This is a genomic window from Burkholderia semiarida (genome assembly GCF_029268935.1).
In the GTDB taxonomy this organism is placed as follows: Bacteria; Pseudomonadota; Gammaproteobacteria; order Burkholderiales; family Burkholderiaceae; genus Burkholderia; species Burkholderia semiarida.
The window spans coordinates 681,646-706,446 of sequence record NZ_JAHLCL010000005.1 but is presented as its reverse complement, the minus strand read 5'-3'; the positions used below and the strand labels follow the sequence as shown (position 1 = coordinate 706,446).

17 protein-coding genes are annotated in these 24,801 nt (G+C 67.6%); 12 read left to right on the top strand and 5 right to left on the bottom strand.

The window, feature by feature from the left end:
• Window positions 1-176 precede the first annotated feature (176 nt).
• The 4 genes from KPB06_RS09910 to yjfF are packed head-to-tail and all read left to right on the top strand — an operon-like array spanning window position 177 to window position 4,839.
• Window positions 177-1,139 carry an ABC transporter substrate-binding protein gene (locus KPB06_RS09910; RefSeq protein WP_275905498.1) on the top strand — a complete coding sequence of 321 codons (963 nt, stop codon included), beginning with the start codon at window positions 177-179 and terminating at the stop codon, window positions 1,137-1,139.
• 60 nt (window positions 1,140-1,199) lie between these two features.
• Entirely contained in the window at window positions 1,200-2,714 is a 1,515-nt protein-coding gene (locus KPB06_RS09905; RefSeq protein WP_059637831.1) for a sugar ABC transporter ATP-binding protein, read from the top strand.
• The gene (locus KPB06_RS09900) at window positions 2,711-3,754 is read left to right on the top strand and encodes an ABC transporter permease (RefSeq protein ID WP_059583798.1); all 1,044 of its coding nucleotides are present in this window, start codon (window positions 2,711-2,713) and stop codon (window positions 3,752-3,754) included. The genes KPB06_RS09905 and KPB06_RS09900 overlap by 4 nt, the downstream gene beginning before the upstream one ends.
• Complete coding sequence (yjfF, locus tag KPB06_RS09895; protein ID WP_059637829.1) at window positions 3,751-4,839, top strand: galactofuranose ABC transporter, permease protein YjfF; 1,089 nt, start codon at window positions 3,751-3,753, stop codon at window positions 4,837-4,839. Before KPB06_RS09900 ends, yjfF begins: the two co-directional genes overlap by 4 nt.
• A gap of 100 nt (window positions 4,840-4,939) precedes the next feature.
• Here yjfF and KPB06_RS09890 read toward each other — a convergent pair whose 3' ends face one another.
• Window positions 4,940-7,282, bottom strand: coding sequence for a sensor histidine kinase (locus KPB06_RS09890; protein WP_275905499.1), 2,343 nt, complete (start codon window positions 7,280-7,282; stop codon window positions 4,940-4,942).
• Complete coding sequence (locus KPB06_RS09885) at window positions 7,275-8,108, bottom strand: response regulator transcription factor (protein ID WP_059583794.1); 834 nt, start codon at window positions 8,106-8,108, stop codon at window positions 7,275-7,277. Before KPB06_RS09885 ends, KPB06_RS09890 begins: the two co-directional genes overlap by 8 nt.
• A gap of 1,480 nt (window positions 8,109-9,588) precedes the next feature.
• Here KPB06_RS09885 and KPB06_RS09880 point away from each other — a divergent pair.
• Together KPB06_RS09880 and KPB06_RS09870 are read left to right on the top strand one after the other, a co-directional pair.
• Entirely contained in the window at window positions 9,589-13,521 is a 3,933-nt protein-coding gene (locus tag KPB06_RS09880; protein WP_275905500.1) for a YadA-like family protein, read from the top strand.
• 124 nt (window positions 13,522-13,645) lie between these two features.
• Window positions 13,646-14,308: an OmpA family protein gene (locus tag KPB06_RS09870; protein WP_060313971.1), complete on the top strand. Its 663-nt coding sequence runs from the start codon at window positions 13,646-13,648 to the stop codon at window positions 14,306-14,308.
• A gap of 204 nt (window positions 14,309-14,512) precedes the next feature.
• Here the strand turns inward: KPB06_RS09870 and KPB06_RS09865 are convergent, their stop codons facing one another.
• A complete protein-coding gene (locus KPB06_RS09865) occupies window positions 14,513-14,701 on the bottom strand; it encodes a hypothetical protein (RefSeq protein ID WP_275905530.1) in 189 nt (62 codons plus the stop codon).
• Window positions 14,702-14,894: 193 nt separating this feature from the next.
• On the opposite strand from KPB06_RS09865, the gene KPB06_RS09860 reads away from it, so the two are divergent.
• On the top strand, window positions 14,895-15,110 hold the full coding sequence (locus KPB06_RS09860; RefSeq protein ID WP_059583788.1) for a DUF3820 family protein: 216 nt from the start codon (window positions 14,895-14,897) through the stop codon (window positions 15,108-15,110).
• Window positions 15,111-15,164: 54 nt separating this feature from the next.
• On the opposite strand, the gene KPB06_RS09855 is transcribed toward KPB06_RS09860, so the two are convergent.
• On the bottom strand, window positions 15,165-15,635 hold the full coding sequence (locus KPB06_RS09855) for a MaoC family dehydratase (protein WP_059583787.1): 471 nt from the start codon (window positions 15,633-15,635) through the stop codon (window positions 15,165-15,167).
• A 60-nt stretch (window positions 15,636-15,695) separates the two neighbouring features.
• Window positions 15,696-16,787 (bottom strand): carboxymuconolactone decarboxylase family protein, encoded by a 1,092-nt coding sequence (locus tag KPB06_RS09850; protein WP_226224353.1) that lies wholly within the window; start codon window positions 16,785-16,787, stop codon window positions 15,696-15,698.
• Between the two features lie 245 nt (window positions 16,788-17,032).
• On the opposite strand from KPB06_RS09850, the gene KPB06_RS09845 reads away from it, so the two are divergent.
• From KPB06_RS09845 to KPB06_RS09825, 5 genes are all read left to right on the top strand, one after another.
• The gene (locus tag KPB06_RS09845) at window positions 17,033-17,791 is read left to right on the top strand and encodes an SDR family NAD(P)-dependent oxidoreductase (RefSeq protein WP_060010714.1); all 759 of its coding nucleotides are present in this window, start codon (window positions 17,033-17,035) and stop codon (window positions 17,789-17,791) included.
• Window positions 17,792-17,836: 45 nt separating this feature from the next.
• A complete protein-coding gene (ccrA, locus tag KPB06_RS09840) occupies window positions 17,837-19,114 on the top strand; it encodes a crotonyl-CoA carboxylase/reductase (protein WP_099318577.1) in 1,278 nt (425 codons plus the stop codon).
• Window positions 19,115-19,146: 32 nt separating this feature from the next.
• Window positions 19,147-23,025, top strand: coding sequence for a type I polyketide synthase (locus KPB06_RS09835; RefSeq protein WP_275905501.1), 3,879 nt, complete (start codon window positions 19,147-19,149; stop codon window positions 23,023-23,025).
• A gap of 80 nt (window positions 23,026-23,105) precedes the next feature.
• Window positions 23,106-23,435, top strand: a complete 330-nt coding sequence (locus KPB06_RS09830; protein WP_060010709.1) for an acyl carrier protein — start codon at window positions 23,106-23,108, stop codon at window positions 23,433-23,435.
• A 66-nt stretch (window positions 23,436-23,501) separates the two neighbouring features.
• Window positions 23,502-24,494 (top strand): beta-ketoacyl-ACP synthase III, encoded by a 993-nt coding sequence (locus KPB06_RS09825; RefSeq protein WP_089466225.1) that lies wholly within the window; start codon window positions 23,502-23,504, stop codon window positions 24,492-24,494.
• Window positions 24,495-24,801 lie beyond the last annotated feature (307 nt).

Sequence of the window (24,801 nt, the reverse complement as noted above, 5' to 3'; positions counted from 1 at the left end):
CGATATCAGCCCAATCCAACATTTCATTGGAAGGTTATCGGACTTGTTCCTAGACTGATGCGGGGCATGTATACCGCGCCGGCCGGACACGCCGGCCGGCGCAGCCCGATCCGCGCCAGCGCCACGCAGAAACACAACAGCGCCGCGGCACACAACGACATCATCGGAGACGGACCATGACATTCATCAGGAAGCTGGCGGCAGGCGCGATCGTCGCCGCGGCGACGGTGCTGGCAGGCGGCGCGCACGCGCAGCAAAAGCCGATCACGCTCGGGTTCTCGCAAGTCGGCGCTGAAAGCGCATGGCGCACCGCGAACACCGTGTCGGTGAAGAGTGCGGCGAAGGACGCCGGCATCAACCTGAAGTTTTCCGACGCACAGCAGAAGCAGGAGAACCAGATTCGCGCGATCCGCTCGTTCATCGCGCAGAAGGTCGACGTGATCGCGTTCTCGCCGGTCGTCGAATCGGGCTGGGAGCCCGTGCTGACCGAGGCGAAGGCCGCGCATATCCCGGTGATCCTGACCGATCGCGCGGTCGACGTGAAGGATCCGTCGCTGTTCGTGACGATGATCGGCTCCGACTTCCTCGAGGAAGGGCGGCGCGCGGGCCACTGGATGGAAGAGCGCTACAAGAACGATCCGGGCCCGGTCAACATCGTCGAGCTGCAGGGCACGGTCGGCTCCGCGCCGGCCAACGACCGCCGCGCGGGCCTGCTCGAAGTGATCAAGAACAATCCGAAATTCAAGGTGATCGCATCGCAGAGCGGCGACTTCACGCTCGCCGGCGGCAAGCAGGTAATGGAAGCGTTCGCGAAGACCTACGGCAAGCAGATCAACGTCGTCTACGCGCACAACGACGACATGGCGCTCGGCGCGATCCAGGCGATGGAGGAAGCCGGGATCAAGCCCGGCAAGGACGTGAGCGTCGTGTCGTTCGACGCGACCAAGGGCGGCTTCCAGGCGATGATCGCGGGCAAGATCAACGTCGACGTCGAATGCAGCCCGCTGCTCGGGCCGCAACTGATGAGCGCGGTGAAGGACGTCGTCGCCGGCAAGCCGGTGCCCAAGCGCATCGTGACCAACGAGACGGTGTTCCCGATGAACGTCGCGGCGCAGGTGCTGCCGACCCGGAAGTACTGACCTGTCCGCACGGGCGGCGGCCTGGCGGCCGCCGTCCGGCGACGCTTCGAGGGAGGCTGCATGCAGAGTCCGCCGGTGGTCGAGATGATCGGCATCGACAAGTCGTTTCCGGGTGTCAGCGCGCTGCAGCGCGTCGATTTCCGGCTGTTTCCGGGTGAGATCCACGCGTTGATGGGCCAGAACGGCGCGGGCAAGTCGACGCTGATCAACGTGCTCACCGGCGTGCATGCGCACGATGCGGGCGAGATTCGCGTCGGCGGCGCGCCGGTGAATTTCGCCGCGCCGCGCGAGGCGGAGGCGGCCGGGATCCAGACGCTCTACCAGGAAGTCAACCTGTGCGCGAACCTGTCGGTCGCGGAGAACATCTTCGCGGGCCGGCAGCCGATGCGGCGCGGCGCGATCGACTGGAACACGATTCACGCGCGTGCGCGGGCGGCGCTCGCCGAACTCGACCTGTCGCTCGACGTCACGCGCTCGCTCGACGCGTATCCGATCGCCGTGCAGCAGATGGTCGCGATCGCGCGCGCGGTGTCGGTCGACGCACGCGTGCTGATTCTCGACGAGCCGACCTCGAGCCTCGACGACGGCGAGGTCGCGCGGCTGTTCGACGTGCTGCGGCGGCTGAAGGCGTCCGGCATCGCGATCCTGTTCGTCACGCATTTTCTCGAGCAGACCTATGCGGTGTCCGACCGGATCACCGTGATGCGCAACGGCGAGCGCGAAGGCGAATACCTCGCGCGCGACCTGCCGGTCGACGTGCTGGTCGCGAAGATGACCGGCCGCGAACGCATGTCCGATACGCTGCAGGCGGGCGCGGCGGCGGTCGAGCGTGACGCCGCGGCCGCCGCGCCGTTCCTGTCGATGCGGCAGGTCGGCCGGCGCGGGATGATGAGCGCGCTCGATCTCGACGTGCGCCCCGGCGAGATCGTCGGGCTGGCCGGGCTGCTCGGCTCGGGCCGCACCGAAACCGCGCAACTGGCGTTCGCCGCGGCGCGCCCGGATACCGGCGCGATCGAGATCGACGGCGCGCGCAAGCGGCTCGCGTCGCCGCACGACGCGGTGCGCAACGGCATCGCGTACTGCCCGGAAGACCGCAAGAAGGAGGGCATCGTCGCCGCGCTGTCGATCCGCGAGAACATCGTGCTCGCGCTGCAGGCGCGGCGCGGCTGGTGGCGGCTGATCGGGCGGGCGCGCCAGCGCGAGATCGCCGACACGTATATCGCGCGGCTCGGCATCAAGGCGCGCGACGCGGAGCAGCCGATCGGGCTGCTGTCGGGCGGCAACCAGCAGAAGGTGCTGCTCGCGCGCTGGCTCGCGACGGACCCGAAGCTGCTGATTCTCGACGAGCCGACGCGCGGCATCGACGTCGCCGCGAAGTTCGACATCATGGAGCGCGTGCTGGCGTTGTGCGCGCAGGGGCTGGCGATCCTGTTCATCTCGTCGGAGATCGGCGAGGTCGTGCGCGTGAGCCACCGGATCGCGGTGCTGCGCGACCGGCGCAAGGTCGCGGAATTGACGGGCGCCGATGCGTCCGAGGAGCAGGTTTACCGGTTGATCGCGGGAGGTCAGTCATGACGCGCTTGCGCACGCTGTTTCGTCATCCGCTCGCGTGGCCGGTGCTGACGCTCGCGCTGCTGTTCGCGCTGGACGTCGCGCATCGTCCGGGCTTCCTGTCGATCGTGCTGCTCGACGGCCACCTGTTCGGCGCGCCGATCGACATCCTGAATCGCGCGGCGCCGCTCGTGATCGTGTCGCTCGGGATGACGCTCGTGATCGCGACGCGCGGCATCGACATCTCGGTCGGCGCGATCGTCGCGATCGCAGGCGCCGCGGCCGCGACCGTGCTCGAGGCGGACCCGTCGCGGGTCGGCGCGGCGCTGGCCGCGGCGCTCGGCGTCGGGCTGCTGGCCGGCGCGTGGAACGGGCTGCTCGTCGCGTTCGTCGGGATGCAGCCGATCATCGCGACGCTGATCCTGATGGTGGCCGGGCGCGGCGTCGCGCAACTGCTGACGGGCGGCCAGATCATCCCGATCGGCGCGCCCGGCTATCTCGCGCTCGGCGGCGGCTATCTCGCGACCGTGCCGTGCGCGGTGTGGATCGCCGTCGCGACGATCGGCGCGATCGCGTTGCTCGTGAACCGCACGGCGCTCGGGCTGTTCATTCGCGCGATCGGCGTGAACCCGGTCGCGACGCGGCTCGTCGGGCTACGCTCGGGCGCGATCGTGTTCGGCGTGTATCTGTGCTCCGGCGTGATGTCGGCGCTCGCGGGCATTCTCGCGAGCTCGAACGTGCGCAGCGCCGACGGCAACAACGCCGGGCTGCTGCTCGAGCTCGACGCGATCCTCGCGGTCACGCTCGGCGGCACGTCGCTGCTCGGCGGCCGCTTCAGCCTCGCGGGCTCGGTGCTCGGCGCGCTGATCATCCAGACGCTGACCTACACGACCTATTCGATCGGCGTGCCGCCGGAGGCGACGCTCGTCGTCAAGGCGGTCGTCGTGATCGTCGTGACGCTGATCCAGTCGGACGCGGCGCGCGCGCTGCTGGTGCGGCACGCGTCGCGGCTGCTGCCTTTCGCGCGATCGCGCGCCACCACCACCGGAGCGACGCCGCGATGACCCGTATCCTTGGCCGCCTCGCCGATCCGCGCACGCTGCCGATCGTCGTGACGATCGTGCTGTTCGTCGCGCTGTTCGGCTTCGGGTCCGTGATGTACACGGGCTTTTTCTCGATGCAGGTGCTGACCGGGCTGCTCGTCGACAACGCGTTCCTGCTGATCGTCGCGATCGGCATGACGTTCGTGATCGTGTCGGGCGGCATCGACCTGTCGGTCGGCTCCGTCGTTGCGCTGACAACGATCTTCTGCGCGGTCGGCGCCGAACGGCTGCACTGGCCCGTGTGGGTGATCGTGCCGCTGGTGCTCGCGTTCGGCGCGCTGTATGGCGCGGCGATGGGCGCGCTGATCCACTATTTCCGGTTGCAGCCGTTCATCGTCACGCTCGCCGGGATGTTCCTCGCGCGCGGTGCGTGCTTCCTGATCACGACGCAGTCGATCACGATCAACGCGCCGGCGTTCCATGCGATCGCGGGCATCAGCGTGCCGGTCGGCGGCGGCACGCTGAGCGCCGGCGCGCTGATCGCGCTCGCGACGCTGGCCGTCGCGATCTACGTCGCGCATTTCACGCGCTTCGGCCGCAACGTGTATGCGGTCGGCGGCAACGAACGCTCGGCGCTGCTGATGGGCTTGCCGGTCGCGCGCACGAAGATCGGCGTCTATGCGCTGAGCGGCTTCTGTTCGGCGCTCGGCGGCGTGGTGTTCACGCTGTACGTGCTGTCGGGCTACGGGCTGCAGGCGCAGGGAATGGAGCTCGACGCGATCGCCGCGACCGTGATCGGCGGCACGCTGCTGACGGGCGGCGTGGGCTACGTGATCGGTTCGGTGTTCGGAGTCGGCATCCTCGGCACGATCCAGGTGCTGATCACGTTCGACGGCACGCTGAGTTCGTGGTGGACGCGGATCGTGATCGGTGCGCTGCTGTGTGTGTTCTGCGTGCTGCAGCGGGTCATCGAGCGGCACGCGACGCGGCGGCGCACCGGCGGCACCGGCCTCGGCGCGCGGCGGCCGGCGCGCGATGCCGCGCCCGCGCGGCCGGCGCCGCCCGAAGAGGACGTCGCGCTGGTCTCGACGATGCGGCGGTCGTAGCGCGCCCGGCCACCCTTGCGCGGAGAGTGCGAAATGAAGCGCGATGGTCCGGTGACGGGCGTGGCCGATGCGCGGCCGGCGAGCATGGCCGCCCGCGCCGTCAGGCCGGCCCGGTCGCGTCTGCCTCGGTGTCGAACGACGTATCCGCGACGCGCGTGCGCTTCAGCGAACCGGCCAGTTTTTCGATTGCGTGCAGATCCAGCGCATCGAGGTGCTCGCGCATTTCCTGCACGAACGGCGCATGATCCGGCTCGGCCACATACCGGCCGAGCCATTCCTCGATATCGGTCAGCCGGCCTTCGCCGGCGAGCACGATCAGTTCGGCGAGCGCATCGGCGGGCGGGCTGCGCATCGCGGGCGCGGCGCTGGCCGGCGCCGCTTCGTCGGCGGGATCGAACCGCCTGACGAGCCCCGACGCCGGCGCGAGCGCATGGCCGAGGGCCGGCGCGACGACCGCGAACGAGAACGTCGTGCCGACGCCCGGCTGGCTCGCGACGGCCAGCTCGCCGCCCATCGCGGCGACGATGCGCTGCGCGATGAACAGGCCGAGCCCGGTGCCGCCGTTCACGGCCTGCACCTGCTGGTACGCGCGGAAGATGTCGGCGGTCGCGCCGATGTCGATGCCGATGCCCGTATCGGCCACCTCGAACAGCAGGCGCCATGCATCGCCTTCGCGCGCCGCGTGAACCGACAGCGTGACCGTGCCGTTGCGCGTGAATTTCGATGCGTTCGACAACAGGTTCAGCAGCACCTGTTGCAGCCGGATACCGTCGATCAGCACCGTGCGCGGCAGCGGCGTGACGGGTTGGTAGACGAACCGGTTGTCCTGCTGCGCGCACAGCGCGACCGCGTAGTGGCCGATGTCGTCCAGCAGCCCGGGCAGGTCGGTGCGGTCGGGCGCGACGCCGAGCGGCTGGAGTTCGGCCTTCGTGAACGCGAGCAATTCGTCGATCAGCGTGAGCTGGTAGCGGATGCTGCGGTCGATCGACCGGATCAGCCGCGCCTGGCCGTGCGTCGCGCCTTCCAGCAGCAGCTTCGCATAGCCGTTGATCGTCGACAGCGGCGCGCGCAGGTCGTGGCTGACATAGCCGAGCGTCTCGATCTTCTGCTGCATGTGCGTCCTCGACTGCTGCAATGCATCGTTGAGCGCCACCGTGCGCCGCGCGACTTCGTCGCGCAGCCGGTCCTGCTCGGTGAGCTGCCAGTGCTCGAGCCGCTTGCGCGCCTCGGTGCGCTGCCGGCCCACGTGGTGGATCCACGCGGCCAGCACCAGCAGGTGCGTCGCGAGCCCGATGATCGCGATGACGGGGTTCGGAAAGACGTCGGACCGGATCCACGACAGCAGCGGCGGCAGCGCATCGCGGCCGTCGAGCATGCGGATCAGCATGTTGAACGTCGCGAACGCCACCGCGATCAACATCACGCGGGCCGTCGGCGTGCGCCGGATCACGAGCGTCAGCGCCAGGCTGATGTTCACGATCGCGAGCACGGTGTTCAGCCACAGGCAGAACCGGGCGAAGGTCGCCAGATCGCCGAACGCCGCGCCGGCGATTCCCGCGCATTCGAGCGCGAGAAACACCACGTACACCGCGCGCATCGGCATCCTCGCCTTCTCGCGATGCGCGACCATCAGGATGAACACGATGAAGCACGCGACCGACAGGTACACGAAGATCGTTTCGCCGCGCGTCGACCACTCGCGCGCGCCGGGCGACAGGGCCATCGCGAGATAGCCGCGATACGCGGCCTCGAACAGCGCGGTGTTCAGGGTCAGCACGGCCAGCACGAGGAACACGCCGCTGCGCGAGAAAAAGCCGATCAGCAGCGCACACCAGACGAGGGCGAGCAACCCGCCGAAGAAGCCGAAGTTCCACATCGACGCGTGTAATTCCTGCGCGGTCCACGCGTCGCGGGTGAACGCGACCGGCGCGAGCCGCATTTCCTTGCGCGACGTGATGCGGATCAGCACGGGAAGCCGTTCGCCCGCGCGCAGCGTGACGTCGAGGGTCGGGTAGCGCGACGGCGCGTCGCGCGCATCGCCGCGATCGGCCGGGAAGCTGCGCTCGAGCATCCATTGGCCGTGCGGCGCGACATAGAAGTCGGCCCGGTCGACGCGCGCATCGCGAATCGCGAGCACCAGCGGGCGCGTCTCGCTGTCGCGGTTGACCAGCGTCGCGCGCACCCACCATGCCGAGCGCGAAAACGTCACGTTGAACGAGGGCGCGGTTGCCGTGGCTGCGTGGCGGGCCGGGTCGGCGAGCCGGGCGGCGACCGCGTCGACGGACAGCGTCGCGGCGGCGTCCTCGAAAACCGATACGGCTTCGAGTCCCGCGGCGTTCGGCGTCGTCGCGGCGCGGGCCGTCGCGCATGTGACGGCCAGCGCCGCGAGCAGCAGGAGCACCGCGCGACACCCGGCCGTCCATGCCGCGTATTGCCTACGCATCGCCGTGGCGCCCCGCCGGTGCGGCCGGCGCGTCGACCGCGTGGCGCTGGCGCCGCCAGTCGGACGGCGTGATGCCGAAGCGTTCGCGGAACGCCGTCGCGAAATTGCCGGGCGTGGAAAAGCCGATTTCCTCGGCGATGTCGCCGATCCCCATCGACGTTTCCGCCAGGAAGTGCATCGCGGCGCGCAGGCGCGTGTCGCGCAGGTACTCGAATACGGTCTGGCCGAGATGATCGCGGAATACGCGGGACAGCCGCTTCTCGTGCGTGCCCACCTGTTTCGCGAGATCCTCGAGCGCCGGCGGATGGCGCAGGTTGCGCAGCAGCACGTCGCTCGCCGCGCGCACGAGCGCCGCATCGGGGTTGTCGGGCAATTCGGGCAGGTGCGCGAACGGCTGGCTGCGTCGCACGCGCTTCAGGTGATTGCGAACCCGCGCGATGACTTCCGCCGGCTCGAACGGCTTGACGATGTAGTCGATCGCACCCGTTTCGAGCCCCGCGATCCGATCCTCGAGGTCGCCCGCGGCCGTCAGGATGATGACCGGAATGGATTGCGTGGACGGTGTGGACGCCAGCAGCCGGCTCGCGGCGAAACCGTCCATGCGCGGCATGCGCACGTCCATCAGGATCAGGTCGGGCGCGATCGCTTGCGCGCGGTGATAGGCCTGCAGCCCGTCGAACGCGACGCTGATCCGGCACTGCGCGGTGCGCAGGATTTCGGTCAGGAGCCGCAGGTCGTTCGGCCGATCGTCGACGATGAGGATATGCGCGCCAGCGAGATCCGGCGTGATGCGAGGCGATGCCGGACTGGGCAGGCGGGATGGCATGGTTGCGAACGCGTGGGAAGGAGTGGCCTGTCAGGTCGGGGGCAGTGCTATCTGCACGATTGTTGCAAAAAATTATATGCCGACGGCAACCTCGATTGTGAGGATTCCGTGCGGCGCGTGTGGGCTTGTCGCCCGGGCGTAGTGACGGCTGCGCGGCGGTGTTGTCCGCACTCGACAAAACGGAGCGGAAAAATGTGCCGAGCCGATTTCGCGGGTTTCGGACTTTATTTCCGATTTAATGATTTGAAGAGCCGGAGTGGCCCGGGCGATGAATTCGCGCGCGAGATATCGAAATTCGCTGTATCGGTGTAAATCGAATCCGCTCGTTTCTCGTCATCCCGGTTGAGTTTTCGTTGATATCGGTTCGATATTCTTGTTGGCGGAAAATCGCGTTTGCCGAAAATATGTATGAATGTAAATGCCGTCCGCTCCGGAAAAGGGTTTTTCCGCTGCGGAAAAGGTTTGTTTGGACGAATGCCTGCACACTAGCCCCGGTGCGGCTGGAATCGGTTCTTTCGCTGCTTCGGATTGCCGGGAGGATTGCTGTCGTCGCCGCCGCTTTCATGGCAGCCGACATTCGATGGCGCATTGAATGATGGCATTCCCGGATGTTGGGAATGCCGGTAACAAAAGAATAACGGGCACGAGGGTAATGAAAACGTCATGATTCGCGAGATTTTTCGACATACAGGACGAATCGAGAAATGACGGGTTGGGCTGGGTGCAAGGCATCGAGCGAGAAGAAAATCGTCAAGTAAATTCGATCGATTAATTCGATGCCGGGGTCGTGCGGTGAGTAGCCGGCTTTTCCGGATTTCCCGGAAAAGCCGGTCGCCCGCCGGACGGAAAAGGGGTGAGCGACTTCGTGTGAGCCGCCGGGCGCTGTATCGATCCCGGGGGCCACGCGCGGCGCTCTTCGAATCAGGCGGATACGAAAAACATGAATACGACAAGCATGGCAGGTCAGCGCGCCGGGTCGACCGATCCGGTGCGGGCTGTCAGCGTCGGCGATCCGGCGGCGCGTGCGTCAGATCCGGGGACTGCATGGCGCCTTTCACCGCCTGAATGACATATGACGGGCCGCCCGCGATGCGGGCCGGCATCGGTTCGTCCAGCGTCCGAGCGACGCTTTTCCAATGAGCTTCGAAGTCGCCCTTCGGCGGGTACGGCGGTGCGCGCGCGTGCGGATTCGCGGCGCGTCGTGCGCCGTGTCGCCGCCGGGCGGGCGATGTCGACTTCCGTGAATCGATAACCGGCGATCGTCATCGCGCATCGTGCCGAACGGGCATGCGCGGCGGGCGGTCGCACACTCGCGATATGGGGCGAGCGTGTCGGGCAACGCTGTTCGTAGTTTTTATTAGTGATGCGAAGTAAGAAGCGAGGCGTCGCGAGACAGGCGCAAGCGGATGAGGTCCGCGCCGCGCCTGGCGCCGCGTTCGCTGTTGTGTCATCCAGCACATGAGAACCGAGGGAACACAAGATGAACAAGTCGTTCAAGTCGATCTGGAACGAAGCACTGGGCGCCTGGGTTGCGGCGTCGGAGCTCGATCGTGCGCGCGGCAAGCGGGTTGCGTCGTCGAGAAGCGCGTCCGCGCATGCGGCAGACGCGGGCATCGCGACGAAGCCGACGCTCTCGCCCAGACGGCTCGTCGTGATGATGACGGCCGCGTATCTCGGGCTGTTCCAGGCCGGTGCGCATGCGCAATATTCGGCGGGTGGCGGCTCCGCGACCGGGGGCGCCAGTTCGACGGCGATCGGCAACGGTTCCGTGGCGTCGCAGGTGAATGCGACCTCGTACGGCAATCTGTCGACGGCGGCTGGCCAGTCGTCCACGGCGATCGGCCCCGGCGCGCATGCAATGGCCGATGGCGGGACGGCCATCGGCATCAATTCGCAAGTGACCGGCTTCAACGGCGTGGCGCTGGGCGTGCAGTCGATTGGCAGCGGCACTTTTTCGGTTGCCGTCGGCAATCTCTCGAGCGCGACCCAAAACGGCGCGGTGGCGATGGGCAGCGGCGCGGCTGCGACCGGCGTTTCGGCCATCGGGCTCGGCAACAACGCGCTGGCGTCCGGCCAGTATGCGGCCGCGCTCGGTCTCGGCGCGAGTGCGGTGGGCGCTCAAAGCGTCTCGCTCGGCTATGCGTCGAACGCAACCGATACGGGCTCGGTCGCGCTCGGCAATCAGTCGACGAGTTCGGGAGCGGCCGGCGTCGCGGTGGGCAGCGGCGCGCTGGCTTCCGGTAATTCCGGCGTCGCGATGGGCGTCAACAGCGGCGCGAAGGGCACGTCGTCGATCGCGATCGGCTGGGGCGGCACCGCGGGTGTGCCCGGCTCGGGCACGCAGTCGCTCGGCACGAGCTCGATCGCGATGGGCTCGAATACGACGGCCAGCGCCAACAATGCGCTTGCGTTCGGCCTGAACGCGAATGCGTCGGGCCTCAGTTCGATCGCGATGGGCGTACAGTCGAGCGCGACGCAGCAGTTCGCGACCGCGCTCGGTAATCTGTCGCTTGCAACCGGCGTGTCCGCCAGCGCGCTGGGGCCTGGTGCGACGGCGTCGGCCACGAACGCGACAGCGGTCGGCATCAACAGCGTCGCGGCGGCTACGTCGACCGTCGCGATCGGCGATTCCAACTCGGTTGCCGCGGCGGCGGGTGCGGGTTCGGTCGCGGGCGGTTACGGCTCGAAGGTGCTGGGTGGCACCGGCGCCGTCGCGCTCGGCTTCGGCCAGACGGTGAGCGGCAACGGCGCGGTTGCAATCGGCGATCCGAGCACCGCGATCGGCACCGGCGCGGTGACGATGGGGTCGAACAACACCGCGAACGGCGACGGTGCAGTGGCGATCGGCAATACCAACAATGCGCAGGGCACGGGGTCCCTGGCGCTGGGCAATACGTCGACGGCGGCCGCCGCCGGTGCGGTCGCATTCGGCGCGTCGGCCGTGGCGAACAACGCAAACGACGTCGCGCTCGGCTCCGGGTCGGTGACGGCCGCGCCGAATCCGACGGCCAGCGCGGTCATCGGCGGCGTCACGTACAACTTCAACGGCATCAACCCGACCAGCGTCGTCAGCGTGGGTAAAGCGGGCAGCGAGCGCCAGATCACCAACGTCGCGGCCGGGCGAATCAGTTCGTCGAGCACGGACGCGATCAACGGATCGCAACTCGCCGCGACGAACACCGCGCTCGATTCGCTGTCGACGTCGACGGCGTCGAGCATCACGTCGCTGTCCACGTCTACGTCCACCGGCATCGGTTCGTTGTCCACCGGGTTGAGTTCGACCATTAGCTCGGTGGCGTCGCTGTCCACGTCGACGTCGACGGGCATCAGTTCGCTGTCCACCGGCCTGAGCTCGACCAACAGCACGATCACGTCGCTGTCGACTTCGACCTCGACCGTCGTCGGCTCGCTGTCCACGGGCCTGAGCTCGACGAACAGCAACCTGACGTCGCTGTCGACTTCGACGTCGACCGTCGCCGGCTCGCTGTCCACCGGCTTGAGCTCGACCAACAGCACGATCACGTCGCTGTCGACTTCGACGTCGACGGTCGTCGGTTCGCTGTCCACCGGCCTGAGCTCGACGAACAGCAGCCTGACCTCGCTGTCCACGGCCACGTCGACCGGCATCGGCTCGCTGTCCACCAGCCTGAGCTCGATCACGAACAACAACACGAACCTCGGCAACAGCACGGCCGGCGCGATCGGCGGCGGCGCCACCTACGATCCGACCACCGGCACGATCTCGGCGCCGTCGTACGTGACGTACAACAGCGACGGCTCCACGACGATCAACAACAACGTCGGCTCGGCGATCGACAACATCAACGCGAACGGCATCAAGTACTTCCACGCGAATTCGACCGCGCCGGACAGCCAGGCGCTCGGCGTCGACAGCGTCGCGATCGGCCCGAACGCGATCTCGCGCGTGGACGGCAGCATCGCGCTCGGCTCGGGCTCGGTCGCCGACCGTGCGACGGCGCCGTCGTCCGGCATCATCCGCAATGGCAGCGCGTCGATCCCGTTCGACACGACCGACCAGACGCTGCTCGGCGCGGTATCGGTCGGCGACGCGACGAACAGGACCTACCGCCAGATCACCAACGTCGCCGACGGCACCGGCCAGCAGGATGCGGTAACGGTGCGGCAGTTGACCGGCGCGCTGCAATCGTTCGCGGTGACGGGCCAGAAGTACTTCCACGCGAATTCGACGGCGGGCGATTCGCTGGCCGTCGGCGCGGAATCGATCGCGGTCGGGCCGACGACGGTCGTCAACGGCGACAACGGCGTGGGTATCGGCAACGGTGCGATCGTCGACCAGACCGCGCCGGGCGGGGTCGCGATCGGCCAGGCGGCGAGTTCCGCGCAGGCCGACGCGATCGCGCTGGGCAGCGGCGCGACGGCGACCGGCGCGCAGTCGGTCGCGCAGGGCGCGAATGCGGTGGCGGTCAGCGTGGGCAGCGTCGCGCTCGGCTCGGGGGCCCGCGGCAGCGCGACCGATGCGCTCGCGCTCGGCGCCGGCGCATCGGCGACGTTCGCGAACAGCGTCGCGCTGGGCGCCGGTTCGCTGACCACGGTCGGCGCGCTGACGAACTACGTCGCGTACGGGCTGAGCAGCCCGCAGTCGTCGGCCGGCGAAGTAAACATCGGCAATCGCCAGATCACCGGGCTCGCGGCCGGCAAGAACGGCACCGACGCGGTGAACGTGTCGCAGCTCGATTCGGTGGCGAACCAGTTGACGACGCTGATCGACCAGCGCACGACCAACCTCGGCGGGCAGTACACGACGAATCCGACCGGCGGCAACGTGCCGCCGGGGGCGAGCGGCTCGAATTCGTCGGCGGGCGGCTCGGGCGCGGTCGCGTCGGGCTCCAACAGCACGGCGGTCGGCAACGGTTCGACGGCGTCGGGCAACGGCTCGACGGCGATCGGCGTCGGCTCGACCGCGTCGGGCAATAACTCGACGGCGATCGGCACGGGCAGCAACGACGGCGGGCGCTCGAACGTGGTCGCGGTCGGCTCGGCGGATTCGGCGCGGCAGGTCGTGAACGTCGCGGCGGGCACGCAGGGCACCGACGCGGTGAACGTGAACCAGTTGAACGCGGTATCGAACCAGTTCACGCAGTCGCTGAACACGGTCAACAACCAGCTCACGCAGATGCAGCAGCAGATCCAGCAGACCGATTCGATGGCCCGCGAGGGGATCGCCGCGACCGCCGCGATGGCGTCGATCCCGCACATGGACCGCGATTCGAACTTCGCGATGGGGGTCGGCACGGCGACGTTCCAGGGCCAGAAGGCCATGGCGGTCGGTGTGCAGGCGCGCGTCACGGAGAACCTGAAGGCGACGCTGAACGGCGGCTTCGCCGGCAGCCAGCGTGTGGTCGGCGCGGGCATGCTGTATCAGTGGAAGTGATCGCGCGCAGCGGTTCGTTCCGGCACGCGTTGCCGGAGCGGGCCGCGCCGAACGCAAACACGCGCGGATGCGTCGCGACATCGCGCCGCACGCGCCGTGCTCATCGCATTCTCGGAGTCATCAAGTGAAAAACATCCATCTTGCCCTGCTGGCGTCCGTCGTTTCCCTCGCGGCCTGTTCGAGTGCGTCGGGGCCGACGTACAACGCGTACGAACTGCAGCCGCGAAACGGCATCCGGACGTTCCAGGTCGACTGCCACGGCATCCTGTCGAGCGCGAAGACCTGCATGAAGGTCGCGACGCGCATGTGCGGCAACGAGGCCGTGCGCCTCGTCGACACCACCACGCCGTACCGCGACGGCGCCGATGCGCATTCGATCGTGTTCCAGTGCGGCGCGGCGCCCGCGCCGGCCGCCGAGGCCGTTACGCCGGCGCCCGTGCCGGCCGAAAAAGTGAGCCTGACCGGCGATGCATACTTCGCGACCGACTCGGCCGTGCTGACGCCTGCCGCCACCGCCGCGCTCGACACGCTGCTGAGCCGGCAGGGCGACAAGCATTTCGCGCGCGTGGAAGTGGACGGCTATACCGACGCGACCGGCTCGGATGCGCACAATCAGGCGCTGTCGAAGCGCCGGGCGGATGCGGTCGCCGGCTATCTGCGCGAGCACGGGCTGAAGGCCGATGCGTTTGCCGCGGTCGGCCACGGGGAGGCGAACCCGGCGGCATCGAACGATACCGCCGAAGGACGCGCGCGCAATCGTCGCGTGGAAATCTCGCTGCAGAAGTAGGACGCTGCAAGCCGGTTGCCGCAAGCGTGGCCGTCGAAGCCGGACGGCTCGCTTGCGGCAATGATGCTCGGCGTGGACGACGCGTGGCGCGAACCGCCCGTCCGCGGCGTGCGAACGCCGGGTCCGTCGCATCGACGCCGCCGACGCGCGGCGACTGGCGTCCGGCACGCGGATCGCCCTGCGCACCGGGCCGCGGATCGGCGCTCAGTGCCTGATCATGCAGACGGCCACGATCTCGTACCCGGGGTCGGCATGCGCGCTCGCGGCTTTCTCCGCTTCGTCGTACGAACCGAAGGAGGCCGCGTCTTCGATGGCCGGCGCCATGCCGATATCGCCGTCCCCGGCGGTGCAGAGGAACTGCTCGCCGGTCTTCACGACATAGATGGACATCATGATTCCCTCCATGGTTTGCAGGGGGAAGTTCCAGTCTAGCAGGCGCGAAGCAAGCCGGCGGCCGACGTGAATCCCGATTGTCAATCGGGGCCGGTTGGTTGATTCATCCCGCCGCGAAGGGTCGGATTCGCGGCCTTGGGCCGCAGCCGGGCCGTGACGCGCGCGGCTGCGCAAAGCCGTGCACAATACGCGCATGCGCACCCCAGATCTTGAATCCCTCGTCGCCGTCACCATGCCCTTCGGAAAATACAAAGGGCGACTCCTTGCCGACCTGCCCGGGCCTTACCTCAACTGGCTGGCGCGTGAAGGCTTCCCGCGCGGCGAAATCGGCCGGCAGCTCGCGCTGATGCACGAGATCGACCATAACGGCCTGAGGCACCTGCTCGAGCCGCTGCGCAAACCCGCGTAGCGCGACCGCGGGTCGCACGCCCGACAACGCCGGCAGTCGCGCTTCGGGCGGCCGTCAAACCGCCTGATCCTGCACGGTCGCCGCTTCTTTCCGGCGCGCCGCCGCATTCGTGGGCATCACCACCGCCGTGCCCTCCACGACGACGAGGCCGTCGACTTCGCAGCGCGTTTCCAGCACGACCCGACGCCGGCTCGCGAGAATCTCCTTGACCGTCACCGTCGCGCAGACCGTTTCGCCCAGCTTGACCGGGCGGCGGAATTGCAGATCCTGCGACAGATAGATCGAGCCGGGCCCTGGCAGATGCGTCGCGATCGCCGCCGATATCACGGAGGCGGACAACATGCCGTGCGCGATGCGGCCGCCGAAAAATGTTCGCTGCGCATAGGCCTCGTCGAGATGCACGGGGTTCCGGTCGCCGGTCGCGTTCGCGAACAGCAGCACGTCGTGCTCGGAAAGGGTTTTCGAAAAGCACGCGTTCATGCCGGGCATGAGATCCTCGAGATCGTATCCGCCTTCGTCGTTCATCGTCGTTTCCTGTGTCGTTCGTGCCGCATGGTGTGGGAGAGAGGTGGAACGCGGTCGTCTTCATGCCTGCACGTCGTCGTGCTCGCGCGCCGCATGCGGAGCCGCCGAGGCGAACGAACGGCTCGCCTCGGCGAGCGCCCATTGCACGGCCAGCACGCCGGCATGAGGCAACGCGGCGACGATGGCCTCGACGATCTCGGGTCGCGATGCGCCCGACCGGCGTGCGTCGCGGATGTGCGCGGCGAGCGCGTCGGCGTCGGCATTGCGCGCGAGGCAGGTCAGGCACGCGATTGCCGTCAGGTGGCGCGCCTTCGCCTGCTCGACCGGCTCATCGCCCGATGCCGCGCTGGCCAGCCGATCGATGCCACGCTCGATCGCGGACGACATGTCCACAAAGCCGCCTACCGCGTCCGACGGATACAGGTCGCGTTGCAGCGCATGCCGCTCGGCCGGTGCATCGGCCTGGATTCCCGCCGAGTCGTCCGGCGCCCCATTGAGCGCACTGAACGCATCGAACGCGTCGAGCACGATGCGCGACACGGGCAGTACGAGCGGCCAGCCGATGTAGCCGGTCAGTTGAATCAATACCTCCGTCAGTTCGCCGCGCGTCCAGCCCGCGTGGAGGCAGTCGTTCACGTGTACGCGAACCGCATCGTGCCGGTTTTCGCGCGCGATGACGATGGCAAGCGCGGCGAGCCGGCGCTCTTTCGGCGTCAGCGCATCGAACGGCCGTTGCCGGCGCTCAAGCAACGTGGCGATCGTCGCTTCGGGATCCTCTAAAAAATCGACGTCGACGTCGATATCGATGGCACGTTCGCGCAACAACCCGGCGATGTGGCGTATCGCGGCCGCGGCCACCGGCACGCCTGCGTAATGGAGCGTCTCGAACGCCGTGTCGAGCACCGCGTGCGGCGTCCAGCCGGTATTCAACATGCCGCCCGCATGGTATTTCAGTGCGCCATCCGCATTGCCCATCGTCGCGAGTACCGCGACCGTCACGAGTTCCCGGTGCTTCAGCGAGAGGTTGGGGCGGGCGATGATGTCGGCATATGCGCCCTCGACGAGCAATCGCTTGAAATCGGGGTCGAGACGGTCGAGTGCCGCGCTCAGCCCGACGAAGCCTTCGTCGCCGATCGCGTGTATGACGGACATGCCGAGTTCATGCCGGGAGATCGTATTCGTACGCATGGAAGGCCGATGGTTGAACGCGGAGTGTCGTGATGTCAGCGATGATATTCGTCCGTTCGACAATCAAATTTGAACTTTTTTCACTTTTCATCGGCGCACGCTTTTCGCCGTCTAGAATCCATCCGGTCAAGAACCGACGATTCATTTTCGATCTGAAAAATCGGGATGGTGATGACGGGGCCTGCATATCAATGCGACTGGAGAATACGATGCTGAAGCTTCATGAAAAAGTCGCCCTCGTGACCGGGGGAAGTTCGGGTATCGGCCGCACCACGGCGTTGTTGTTTGCCCGGGAAGGCGCACGGGTCGCGATCGCGTCGCGCCGCATCGACGAAGGTCTGGCCGTTGTCGAGGAGATCCGCCGCGCGGGCGGCGAAGCGCTGTTCGTGAAGACCGATGTATCGAGCGCGGAGGATTGCGCGCGGATGGTCGCGCAGACCGTGCACGAATTCGGCAGGCTCGATATTGCGTTCAACAACGCCGGCGTGGAGGCATTCGGCAAAGCCGTGGCCGATACCGACGAGGCGAGCTGGGATTACGTGATGAATATCAATCTGAAAGGGATGTTCCTTTCGATGAAATACGAAATTCCCGAAATGCTGAAAGCGGGCAGCGGTGCGATCGTCAATATGTCGTCCACTTATGGCCTCGTGGCGTCTGCATTCGGCGGCTGCAGTTATCACGCGTCGAAGGCCGGGATTCTCGGGCTGACGAAAGCGGCCGCGCTCGAATACGCGAAGCAGAATATCCGTGTCAATGCGATCTGCCCGGCGTTCGTGGCGACGGCGATGGTGGAGAAGTTTCTCGATGAAACCGGCATGACCGACCAGATCAAGGCGTTTCATCCGGTCGGCCGGCTGGGCACCGAACAGGAAATCGCCGAGGCGGTCACGTTCCTCGCGAGCGACGCGTCTTCGTTCATGACCGGTACCGCACTGTCGGTGGACGGCGGGATGGCCGCGGCCTAGCACGAGTGCAACTTATCCCGGATCAACTCTTTCACGAGTATTGTTATGGATACCAAAACGATCGATTTCGCTGTCGAAACGAGAAGGAACCCGCCGGAACTGTTCGACATCGGCAGCGCGATTCCGCTGGGCGTCGTGCCGAGGAAAATGCACGCGTGGACGATTCGTCGCGAGAACCACGGGGAGCCGCAGCACGCGTTCACGAACGAAATCGTCGACGTGCCCTCGCTCGGCCCGGACGACGTGCTGATTCTCGTGATGGCGGCCGGCGTCAACTACAACGGCGTGTGGGCGGCGCTCGGCCAGCCGTTCTCGGTGCTGGACCTGCATGACGATCCGTATCACATCACGGGCTCGGATGCGGCCGGCATCGTATGGGCCGTCGGCTCGAACGTGAAGAAATGGAAGGTCGGCGACGAGGTGGTCGCACACTGCTCCCAGGTCGATGGCGACGACGAGGAATGCAACGGCGGCGATCCGATGCTGTCCCCGTCGCAGCGGATCTGGGGTTATGAAACGTCGCATGGCTCGTTCGCGCAGTTCGCGCGCGTGCAGTCGACGCAGTTGATGCCGCGCCCGAAGCACCTCACGTGGGCCGCCAGCGCCTGCTATACGCTCACGCTCGCGACCGCATACCGGATGCTGTTCGGCCACAAGCCACACGTGCTTTCCGCCGGGCAATCGGTGCTCGTGTGGGGCGCGGCGGGCGGGCTCGGAACGATGGCGATCCAGCTCGCGGCGCTCGCGGGCGCGCGCCCCGTCGCCGTGGTCTCCGACGCGTCGAAGGCCGAATTCGTCAAACGGCTCGGCGCGGTGGGCGTGATCAACCGTTCGGATTTCTCGTGCTGGGGCGCGCCGCCGCCCGTCGATGCGAAGGTCGAGTACGCGGCCTACGTCGATGAAGTCAAGCGGTTCGGAAAGGCGATCTGGGGTGCGCTCGGCGAAAAGCGCGACGTCGACATGGTGTTCGAGCACCCGGGCCGCAATACGTTCGCCCCGTCCTGCTACGTCGTGAAGCGCGGCGGCATGGTCGTGTTCTGCGCGGCGACGAGCGGCTACGACCTGACCTGCGATGCGCGCTACGTGTGGATGCGCCAGAAACGCATTCAGGGCAGCCACTTCGCCAACCTCAAGGAAGCGTCGCAGGCGAACCGGCTCGTGATGAGCGGCAAGATCGACCCGTGCCTGTCGGAAGTGTTTCCGTGGAGCCGCCTGCCGGACGCGCACGCGAAGATCCGCGAGAACCGGCACCTGCCCGGCAACATGGCCGTGCTCGTCCAGGCGAGCAGCAGCGACGATCTCGCCGCGGCGAGCCGCCACTAGGCCGGATGAACGCTTTCCGCCGCGAGGACGGTATGAACCAGTCAAACACGCAAGCGCAGCGCGTCGCCATCATCGGCATGTCGTGCCGGTTCCCCGGCGGCGCGTCCTGTGCGTCGAGCTATTGGACGCTGCTGAATTCCGGGCGCACGGCGATCCGCGAAACGCCGCGCGAACGCTTCGATATCGACGCGTTCTACTCGCCGGATACCGACGAGCCCGGCACCACGTATTCGCGCGTGGCCGGCTATGTCGAAGATCCGTTCCGCTTCGACCGCAAGCTGTTCCGGACCTCGGCGGCCGAGGCGATGGAGATGGATCCGCAGCAGCGCTGGATGCTCGAACTCGCATGGGCGGCGCTCGAGAACGCGGGCATCGCGCCGGGCCGGCTGCGCGGCAGGAACGTCGGGGTCTTCATGACGATCGGCGAGGCGGACTATGGCCGGCGCACCGTCTGGTCCGGCGATCCGTCGCGCATCACCACCTATTCGAAGCTCGGCAACCTGCGCGCGATGGCCCCCGGGCGCGTCGCGCACATACTCGGTTTGAGCGGGCCCGCGATCTTCGTCGATACGACCTGTTCGTCGTCGCTGGTCGCGATCCATCTTGCCGCGCAGAGCCTGCAGGCCGGCGAGTGCGACGTCGCGATCGCCGGCGGCGTGAACCTGATCCTCGGGCCGGAGGAAACGATCGGCATCGCGCGGCTCCAGGCGATGTCCGCCTCCGGGCAATGCCGTCCTTTCGACGCGAGCGCCGACGGCTATATTCGCGGCGAAGGCGGCGGCGTGATCGTGATGAAGCGGCACGACGACGCGCTCGCGCACGGCGATCGCATCGATGCGGTGCTGATCGGGTCGGCCGTCAACAGCGACGGCGCGAGCAACGGTCTCACCGCGCCCAACGGCGCGGCGCAGGAAGCCGTCATTCGCCGGGCAATGATGCGCGCCGGCGTTCGGCCGGACGCAGTCGCCTACGTGGAAGCGCATGGCACGGGCACGGCGCTCGGCGATCCGATCGAGCTTTCCGCGTTGCGTAACGTCTATACACGCGCCGTCGCACGCGACAAGCCGATCCTCGTGGGCTCCGTGAAGTCCCAGCTCGGGCATCTGGAGGGCGCCGCGGGCATGGCCGGCTTCATCAAGGCGATGCTGATCCTGCGGCACCGCCACGTACCCGCGCAGGTGAACTTCGAGACGCCGAACCCGCGCTTTCACTGGGAAGGCGCGCAACTCGCCGTTCCACGCGAGGGTACGCCGCTCGACGAAGGCGAGACGCTGGTCGGCGTGAGCGGTTTCGGCATCACCGGGACCAACGTCCACCTGATTCTGTCCGCGCCGGCGCCCGTGCCGGACACCGGTGCGCCGATCGACCGCGAACGCGTATTGACGCTTTCCGGGCGCTCGCCGGACGCACGGCGGCGTGTCGCGTCGGCATGGCGGGCCTGGCTCGCGGGCACGTCCGTGCCGCTGCGCGATGCGTGTCATACGTCGAACGTGCGACGCGATCATTTCGATCATCGCGTCGCGCTGGTCGGCACGACGAAAGCGGATTTCATCGACGCGCTCGACGCGTTTCTCGCGGACAATCCGTCCGGCAACTGGCATGCGGGCGAGCCGCCGCGCAAGCCCCGCGTCGCGTTTCTCGTGCCAGGGCAAGGGGCGTGGCAGCCGGGCGTCGGCGGAAACCTCTACCACGGCAACGGCCTGTTCCGCAAACACGCGGACGCGTGTCTGCGCCTGCTGGGTAGCGAAACGGCCCGCGACGTGCTCGATGCGATCGTCGGCCGTGGCGCGCAAGCGGTGCGCCATCATCCGGGGCAACTGGCTCACTTCGTCGTGTGCTACGCACTTTCACGTACCTGGATGGAGCTCGGCGTGCAGCCGGATCTGCTGATCGGGCATTCGCTCGGCGAGCACGTGGCCGCCGTGATCGGCGGCGTGATGTCGCTCGGCGACGGTCTCAAGGCGGTGGAGGCGCGCGGCCGACTGTTCGATACCGCGACGCCGGCCGGCGCGATGCTCGCGGTGGCCGCCGCGGCCGACGAACTCGCCGCGCGGTTCGCGTTCGGCGAGGATCTGTTCGTCGCCGGCATCAACGGGCCGGGGCAGACCGTCGTCAGCGGCACGCCGGAAGCGGTGGCGCGCGTGCACGACGCGATGGTCGCGGCGGGCAAGCGTGTGTCGCTGCTCAAGACCTACGGCACGCCGGGCCATTCGCCGATGTTACGTTCGATGCGCGAAGCGTTCCGGCGCGCGCTCGAACCGCTGACGTTCGCGCCGCCGTCGATTCCGATCGTCTCCACCCTCACGGGCGCCGTCGCGACCGATGCGATCGCCGGCGTCGAGCACTGGCTCGATCTCGTCGAGCAGCCGGTGCGTTTTCATGACGCGTTGCTGGCGGTGTCGGACGGCAAGACGCTCTTCGTCGAAGTGGGGCCCGGCGCGGCGCTCGCCAAGCTCGCGCGCGCCGCCGCCGGCGGCGACTGGACGTGCGCGATCGCGTCGCTCGCCGACGGCCCGGAAGGCGATGAGGAAACCGAATCGACAGGCTTCGCCCACGGCTGCGCACGCCTTTACGGCGAAGGGCAGAAGATCGCGTGGCACAAGCTGTACGGCAATGCGCCGCGGCCTGCCGAAGCGCCGGGCTACGCGTTCGACACCGAGCGTTTCGAGCTGCCGTTTCCCGATCTCGCCGAAGCGGCGCATGGTGCGGTGCGCCAACGAAGCGATGGCGCATCGAATGCGGAAGCCCGGCCGCCGCGCTCGATCGAGGTGGATCGCGCCGACGTGGCACCGGCGGGCGCGGCGCAGATGCTCGCGACGTTGCGCACGATCGCGGCAGCGGTCGCGCCGGATACCGTCGTGCTCGACGATGGGCTGTCGCTCGTCGGCCAGGGGCTCGACTCGCTGGCGTTGACGGAGCTGCGGGTGCGGTTGCATCAGCGGCTCGGCAAGATGCCGCCGATCGCCATGCTGGCGCGCGGCGCGTCGCTCCAGACGCTGGCCGCGTGGTTCGGCACGACGAACGGTGACGCGTCCGTTCGCGAAGTCGTGGCGGCCGATCCCCGGCAACCGGCCGAAACGGGCGGCGACGTCGGCCTGGTCGTGACGCTGCGCGACGGGGCCGGGCCGCTCGTTGCGCTCGTGCATCCGGTCGGCGGAAACGTGCTGTGTTATCAGGAACTGGCCGCGGCATGGCCGGGCGACCCGACGGTCGTCGCGATCCGTCATCCGTACGCGGATCAGGGCCACGCGCCCGCGTATCTTTCGATCGCGCAACTGGCGTCGCGCTACTGCGCGGCGCTGCTCGCGACGCACGGCAGGCAGCCCGACCTGCTCGGCGGCTGGTCGTTCGGCGGGATCGTCGCGCACGAAATGGCCGCGCAGTGGGAGTCGGAGGGCGGGAGCGCGCCGCCGTTGATGATCGTCGACAGCCCGCTCCACGACGGCGAATTCGCCACGCGGTTGCGCGCACTGGCCGCTGATCTCGCGCCGGATGACGGTATGCAGGCAGTCGAGCGATGGCTGGCCGACCCGCGTTTCGATGCGATGCTCGATCAGGACTTCTATCTCGCCGACGTGCGCCGCCGCGCCCAGCCTGAGATGTTCGACCACATCGCGCGGCTGCATGCCGCGAGCGCGGTGGCACTCGCCTGTCACCAGCCGCGGCAGGTGCAAACGCACATCGGATACGCGCTCGCCGCGCGCGACAAGCGCGGGATGTCGAGCGTGCTGGCGGAGCAGCAATTGCGCCGTTTCGGGCGCGGCGGCATCACGGTCGACGTGTTCGACGACGACCACAACTCCATCGTGCGTGCACCTTCCGTGCGGCGTCTCGCGCACTTTCTCGGCGGACGCGCTGCCGATGCACCGCACGCCGATCCGGAACCGCTGATGCGCGCGACACCCGCATAGGCGCTGCCTTTCCGTTTCCCGGGCGCGGCGTCGCCGCCGCGCCTTCACCGTCCTCAATCCGACTTCAAGGAATCGATGCCATGAACGATCAACTTCAAGCTGCAGCCGTCAACGGGCCGACGGTCACCGCGGAAACCATTCTTGCGTGGATCCAGGAGTGGACCGAAGCGAACAACCTGAAGGTGCCGACCGATCTCGAACAGACCTTCGCCGACGCCGGCTTCGACTCGATGCATTCCGTCGAACTCGCGTTCTTCCTCGAAGAGCGGCTCAACATCAAGATCGACGATACGGTCCTTTACGACTATCCGACCTTCAATGCGCTGGCCGAGCATCTCGTCTCGCTGCAACCGCAGGGCACGAGCGCCGCCGCGGAGCCGGGCCAGGACGCGGGCGTCGGAAGCTGGTAACGCCAGGGCGCCGGTTCGAGACATCGGGCGGCCGGCGCGTCATCGACTTTGATCGGAGTACCGAAGATGGTGGAAATCAATCGCGTGGACCACTGGATGTCGCGCGTCGTCGGCTGCGGTTCCGCGTTGCCCGAGCACCGCATGACGAATCATGACATCGCACTGAAGGTCGACACCACGGACGAGTGGATCACGCAGCGCACCGGCATCAAGGAGCGCAGGATCGCGGCGCCCGGCGAGAACACGTCCGATCTCGCGATCGGCGCGGCCCGGGCCGCGCTGAGTCACGCAGGGATCGCCGCGGCCGACGTCGATCTCATCGTGCTCGCGACCTGCACGCCCGATCGCACGATGCCCGCGACGGCCGTCCGCGTTCAGGAAGCGATCGGCATGCCGCGCGGCGCCGCGTTCGACGTGCAGGCCGTCTGTTCGGGCTTCGTGTTCGCGCTCTCGGTCGCCGACAACATGATCCGGCTCGGGCAGGCGCGCACCGCGCTGGTGATCGGCGCGGAAACGATGTCGCGTATCGTGGACTGGCAGGACCGCAATAGCTGCGTGCTGTTCGGCGACGGCGCGGGCGCGCTGGTGCTGCGCGGCGAACGGCGCGAAGGCGACAGGCCGCGCGGTGTGCTGTCCACGCATCTGCATTCGGATGGACGGTACTGGGACAAGATTCACACGGACGGCGGGGTATCGTCGACGCAAAGCGCCGGCAAGATGCATCTGGAGGGCCGCGACGTATTTCTGCATGCGGTCGTCAATCTCGCCGACGCGTCGCAGGAAGCGCTCGATGCGCACGGGCTGACCCGGGACGACGTCGACTGGATCGTTCCGCATCAGGCAAACCAGCGCATCGTGCAAACCGTCGGCACGAAGTTGAATCTGCCGATGGAGAAGGTCGTGCTCACCGTCGGCAAACACGGCAACACGTCGGCGGCGTCGATTCCGCTCGCGCTCGGCGAAGCCGTATCCGACGGACGCATCAAGGAGAACGATCTCGTCCTGACGCCTGCAATGGGCTCGGGCTTCACGTGGGGCTCGGCGTTGATTCGCTGGTAATTCACGGGCGAGGCACCGGCGCACGTCGGTGCCCGACGGATCGGCATTTTCCCGGAATGTGGGAGCCCTGTGGAAATGCTCGTGAAAGTGACAAAAGTTCACTTTGAGCGCTCGGGCCGCCGTTCTATGCTGGCTGCACGTCGCACACGGCGGCGTGAACAAACAGCCCGATCGGAGCGTAGATGGCACCCGATATTCCGGATGAATCCTGGGATGCGGCGGCGTCCGGCATGCCGACCCGACGCATGAAGCACGCGGCCTCGCGCTTGAAGCACGGATGGCGCCTACTCGCCTACGGCGCGCGCGG

Excerpts from the sequence above, each read along its gene's own strand:
- KPB06_RS09910 (WP_275905498.1), top strand. The coding sequence starts at position 177 with ATGACATTCATCAGGAAGCTGGCGGCAGGCGCGATCGTCGCCGCGGCG.
- KPB06_RS09905 (WP_059637831.1), top strand. The coding sequence starts at position 1,200 with ATGCAGAGTCCGCCGGTGGTCGAGATGATCGGCATCGACAAGTCGTTT.
- KPB06_RS09900 (WP_059583798.1), top strand. The coding sequence starts at position 2,711 with ATGACGCGCTTGCGCACGCTGTTTCGTCATCCGCTCGCGTGGCCGGTG.
- yjfF (WP_059637829.1), top strand. The coding sequence starts at position 3,751 with ATGACCCGTATCCTTGGCCGCCTCGCCGATCCGCGCACGCTGCCGATC.
- KPB06_RS09890 (WP_275905499.1), bottom strand. The coding sequence starts at position 7,282 with ATGCGTAGGCAATACGCGGCATGGACGGCCGGGTGTCGCGCGGTGCTC.
- KPB06_RS09885 (WP_059583794.1), bottom strand. The coding sequence starts at position 8,108 with ATGCCATCCCGCCTGCCCAGTCCGGCATCGCCTCGCATCACGCCGGAT.
- KPB06_RS09880 (WP_275905500.1), top strand. The coding sequence starts at position 9,589 with ATGAACAAGTCGTTCAAGTCGATCTGGAACGAAGCACTGGGCGCCTGG.
- KPB06_RS09865 (WP_275905530.1), bottom strand. The coding sequence starts at position 14,701 with ATGATGTCCATCTATGTCGTGAAGACCGGCGAGCAGTTCCTCTGCACC.
- KPB06_RS09860 (WP_059583788.1), top strand. The coding sequence starts at position 14,895 with ATGCGCACCCCAGATCTTGAATCCCTCGTCGCCGTCACCATGCCCTTC.
- KPB06_RS09855 (WP_059583787.1), bottom strand. The coding sequence starts at position 15,635 with ATGAACGACGAAGGCGGATACGATCTCGAGGATCTCATGCCCGGCATG.
- KPB06_RS09850 (WP_226224353.1), bottom strand. The coding sequence starts at position 16,787 with ATGTCCGTCATACACGCGATCGGCGACGAAGGCTTCGTCGGGCTGAGC.
- KPB06_RS09845 (WP_060010714.1), top strand. The coding sequence starts at position 17,033 with ATGCTGAAGCTTCATGAAAAAGTCGCCCTCGTGACCGGGGGAAGTTCG.
- ccrA (WP_099318577.1), top strand. The coding sequence starts at position 17,837 with ATGGATACCAAAACGATCGATTTCGCTGTCGAAACGAGAAGGAACCCG.
- KPB06_RS09835 (WP_275905501.1), top strand. The coding sequence starts at position 19,147 with ATGAACCAGTCAAACACGCAAGCGCAGCGCGTCGCCATCATCGGCATG.
- KPB06_RS09830 (WP_060010709.1), top strand. The coding sequence starts at position 23,106 with ATGAACGATCAACTTCAAGCTGCAGCCGTCAACGGGCCGACGGTCACC.
- KPB06_RS09825 (WP_089466225.1), top strand. The coding sequence starts at position 23,502 with ATGGTGGAAATCAATCGCGTGGACCACTGGATGTCGCGCGTCGTCGGC.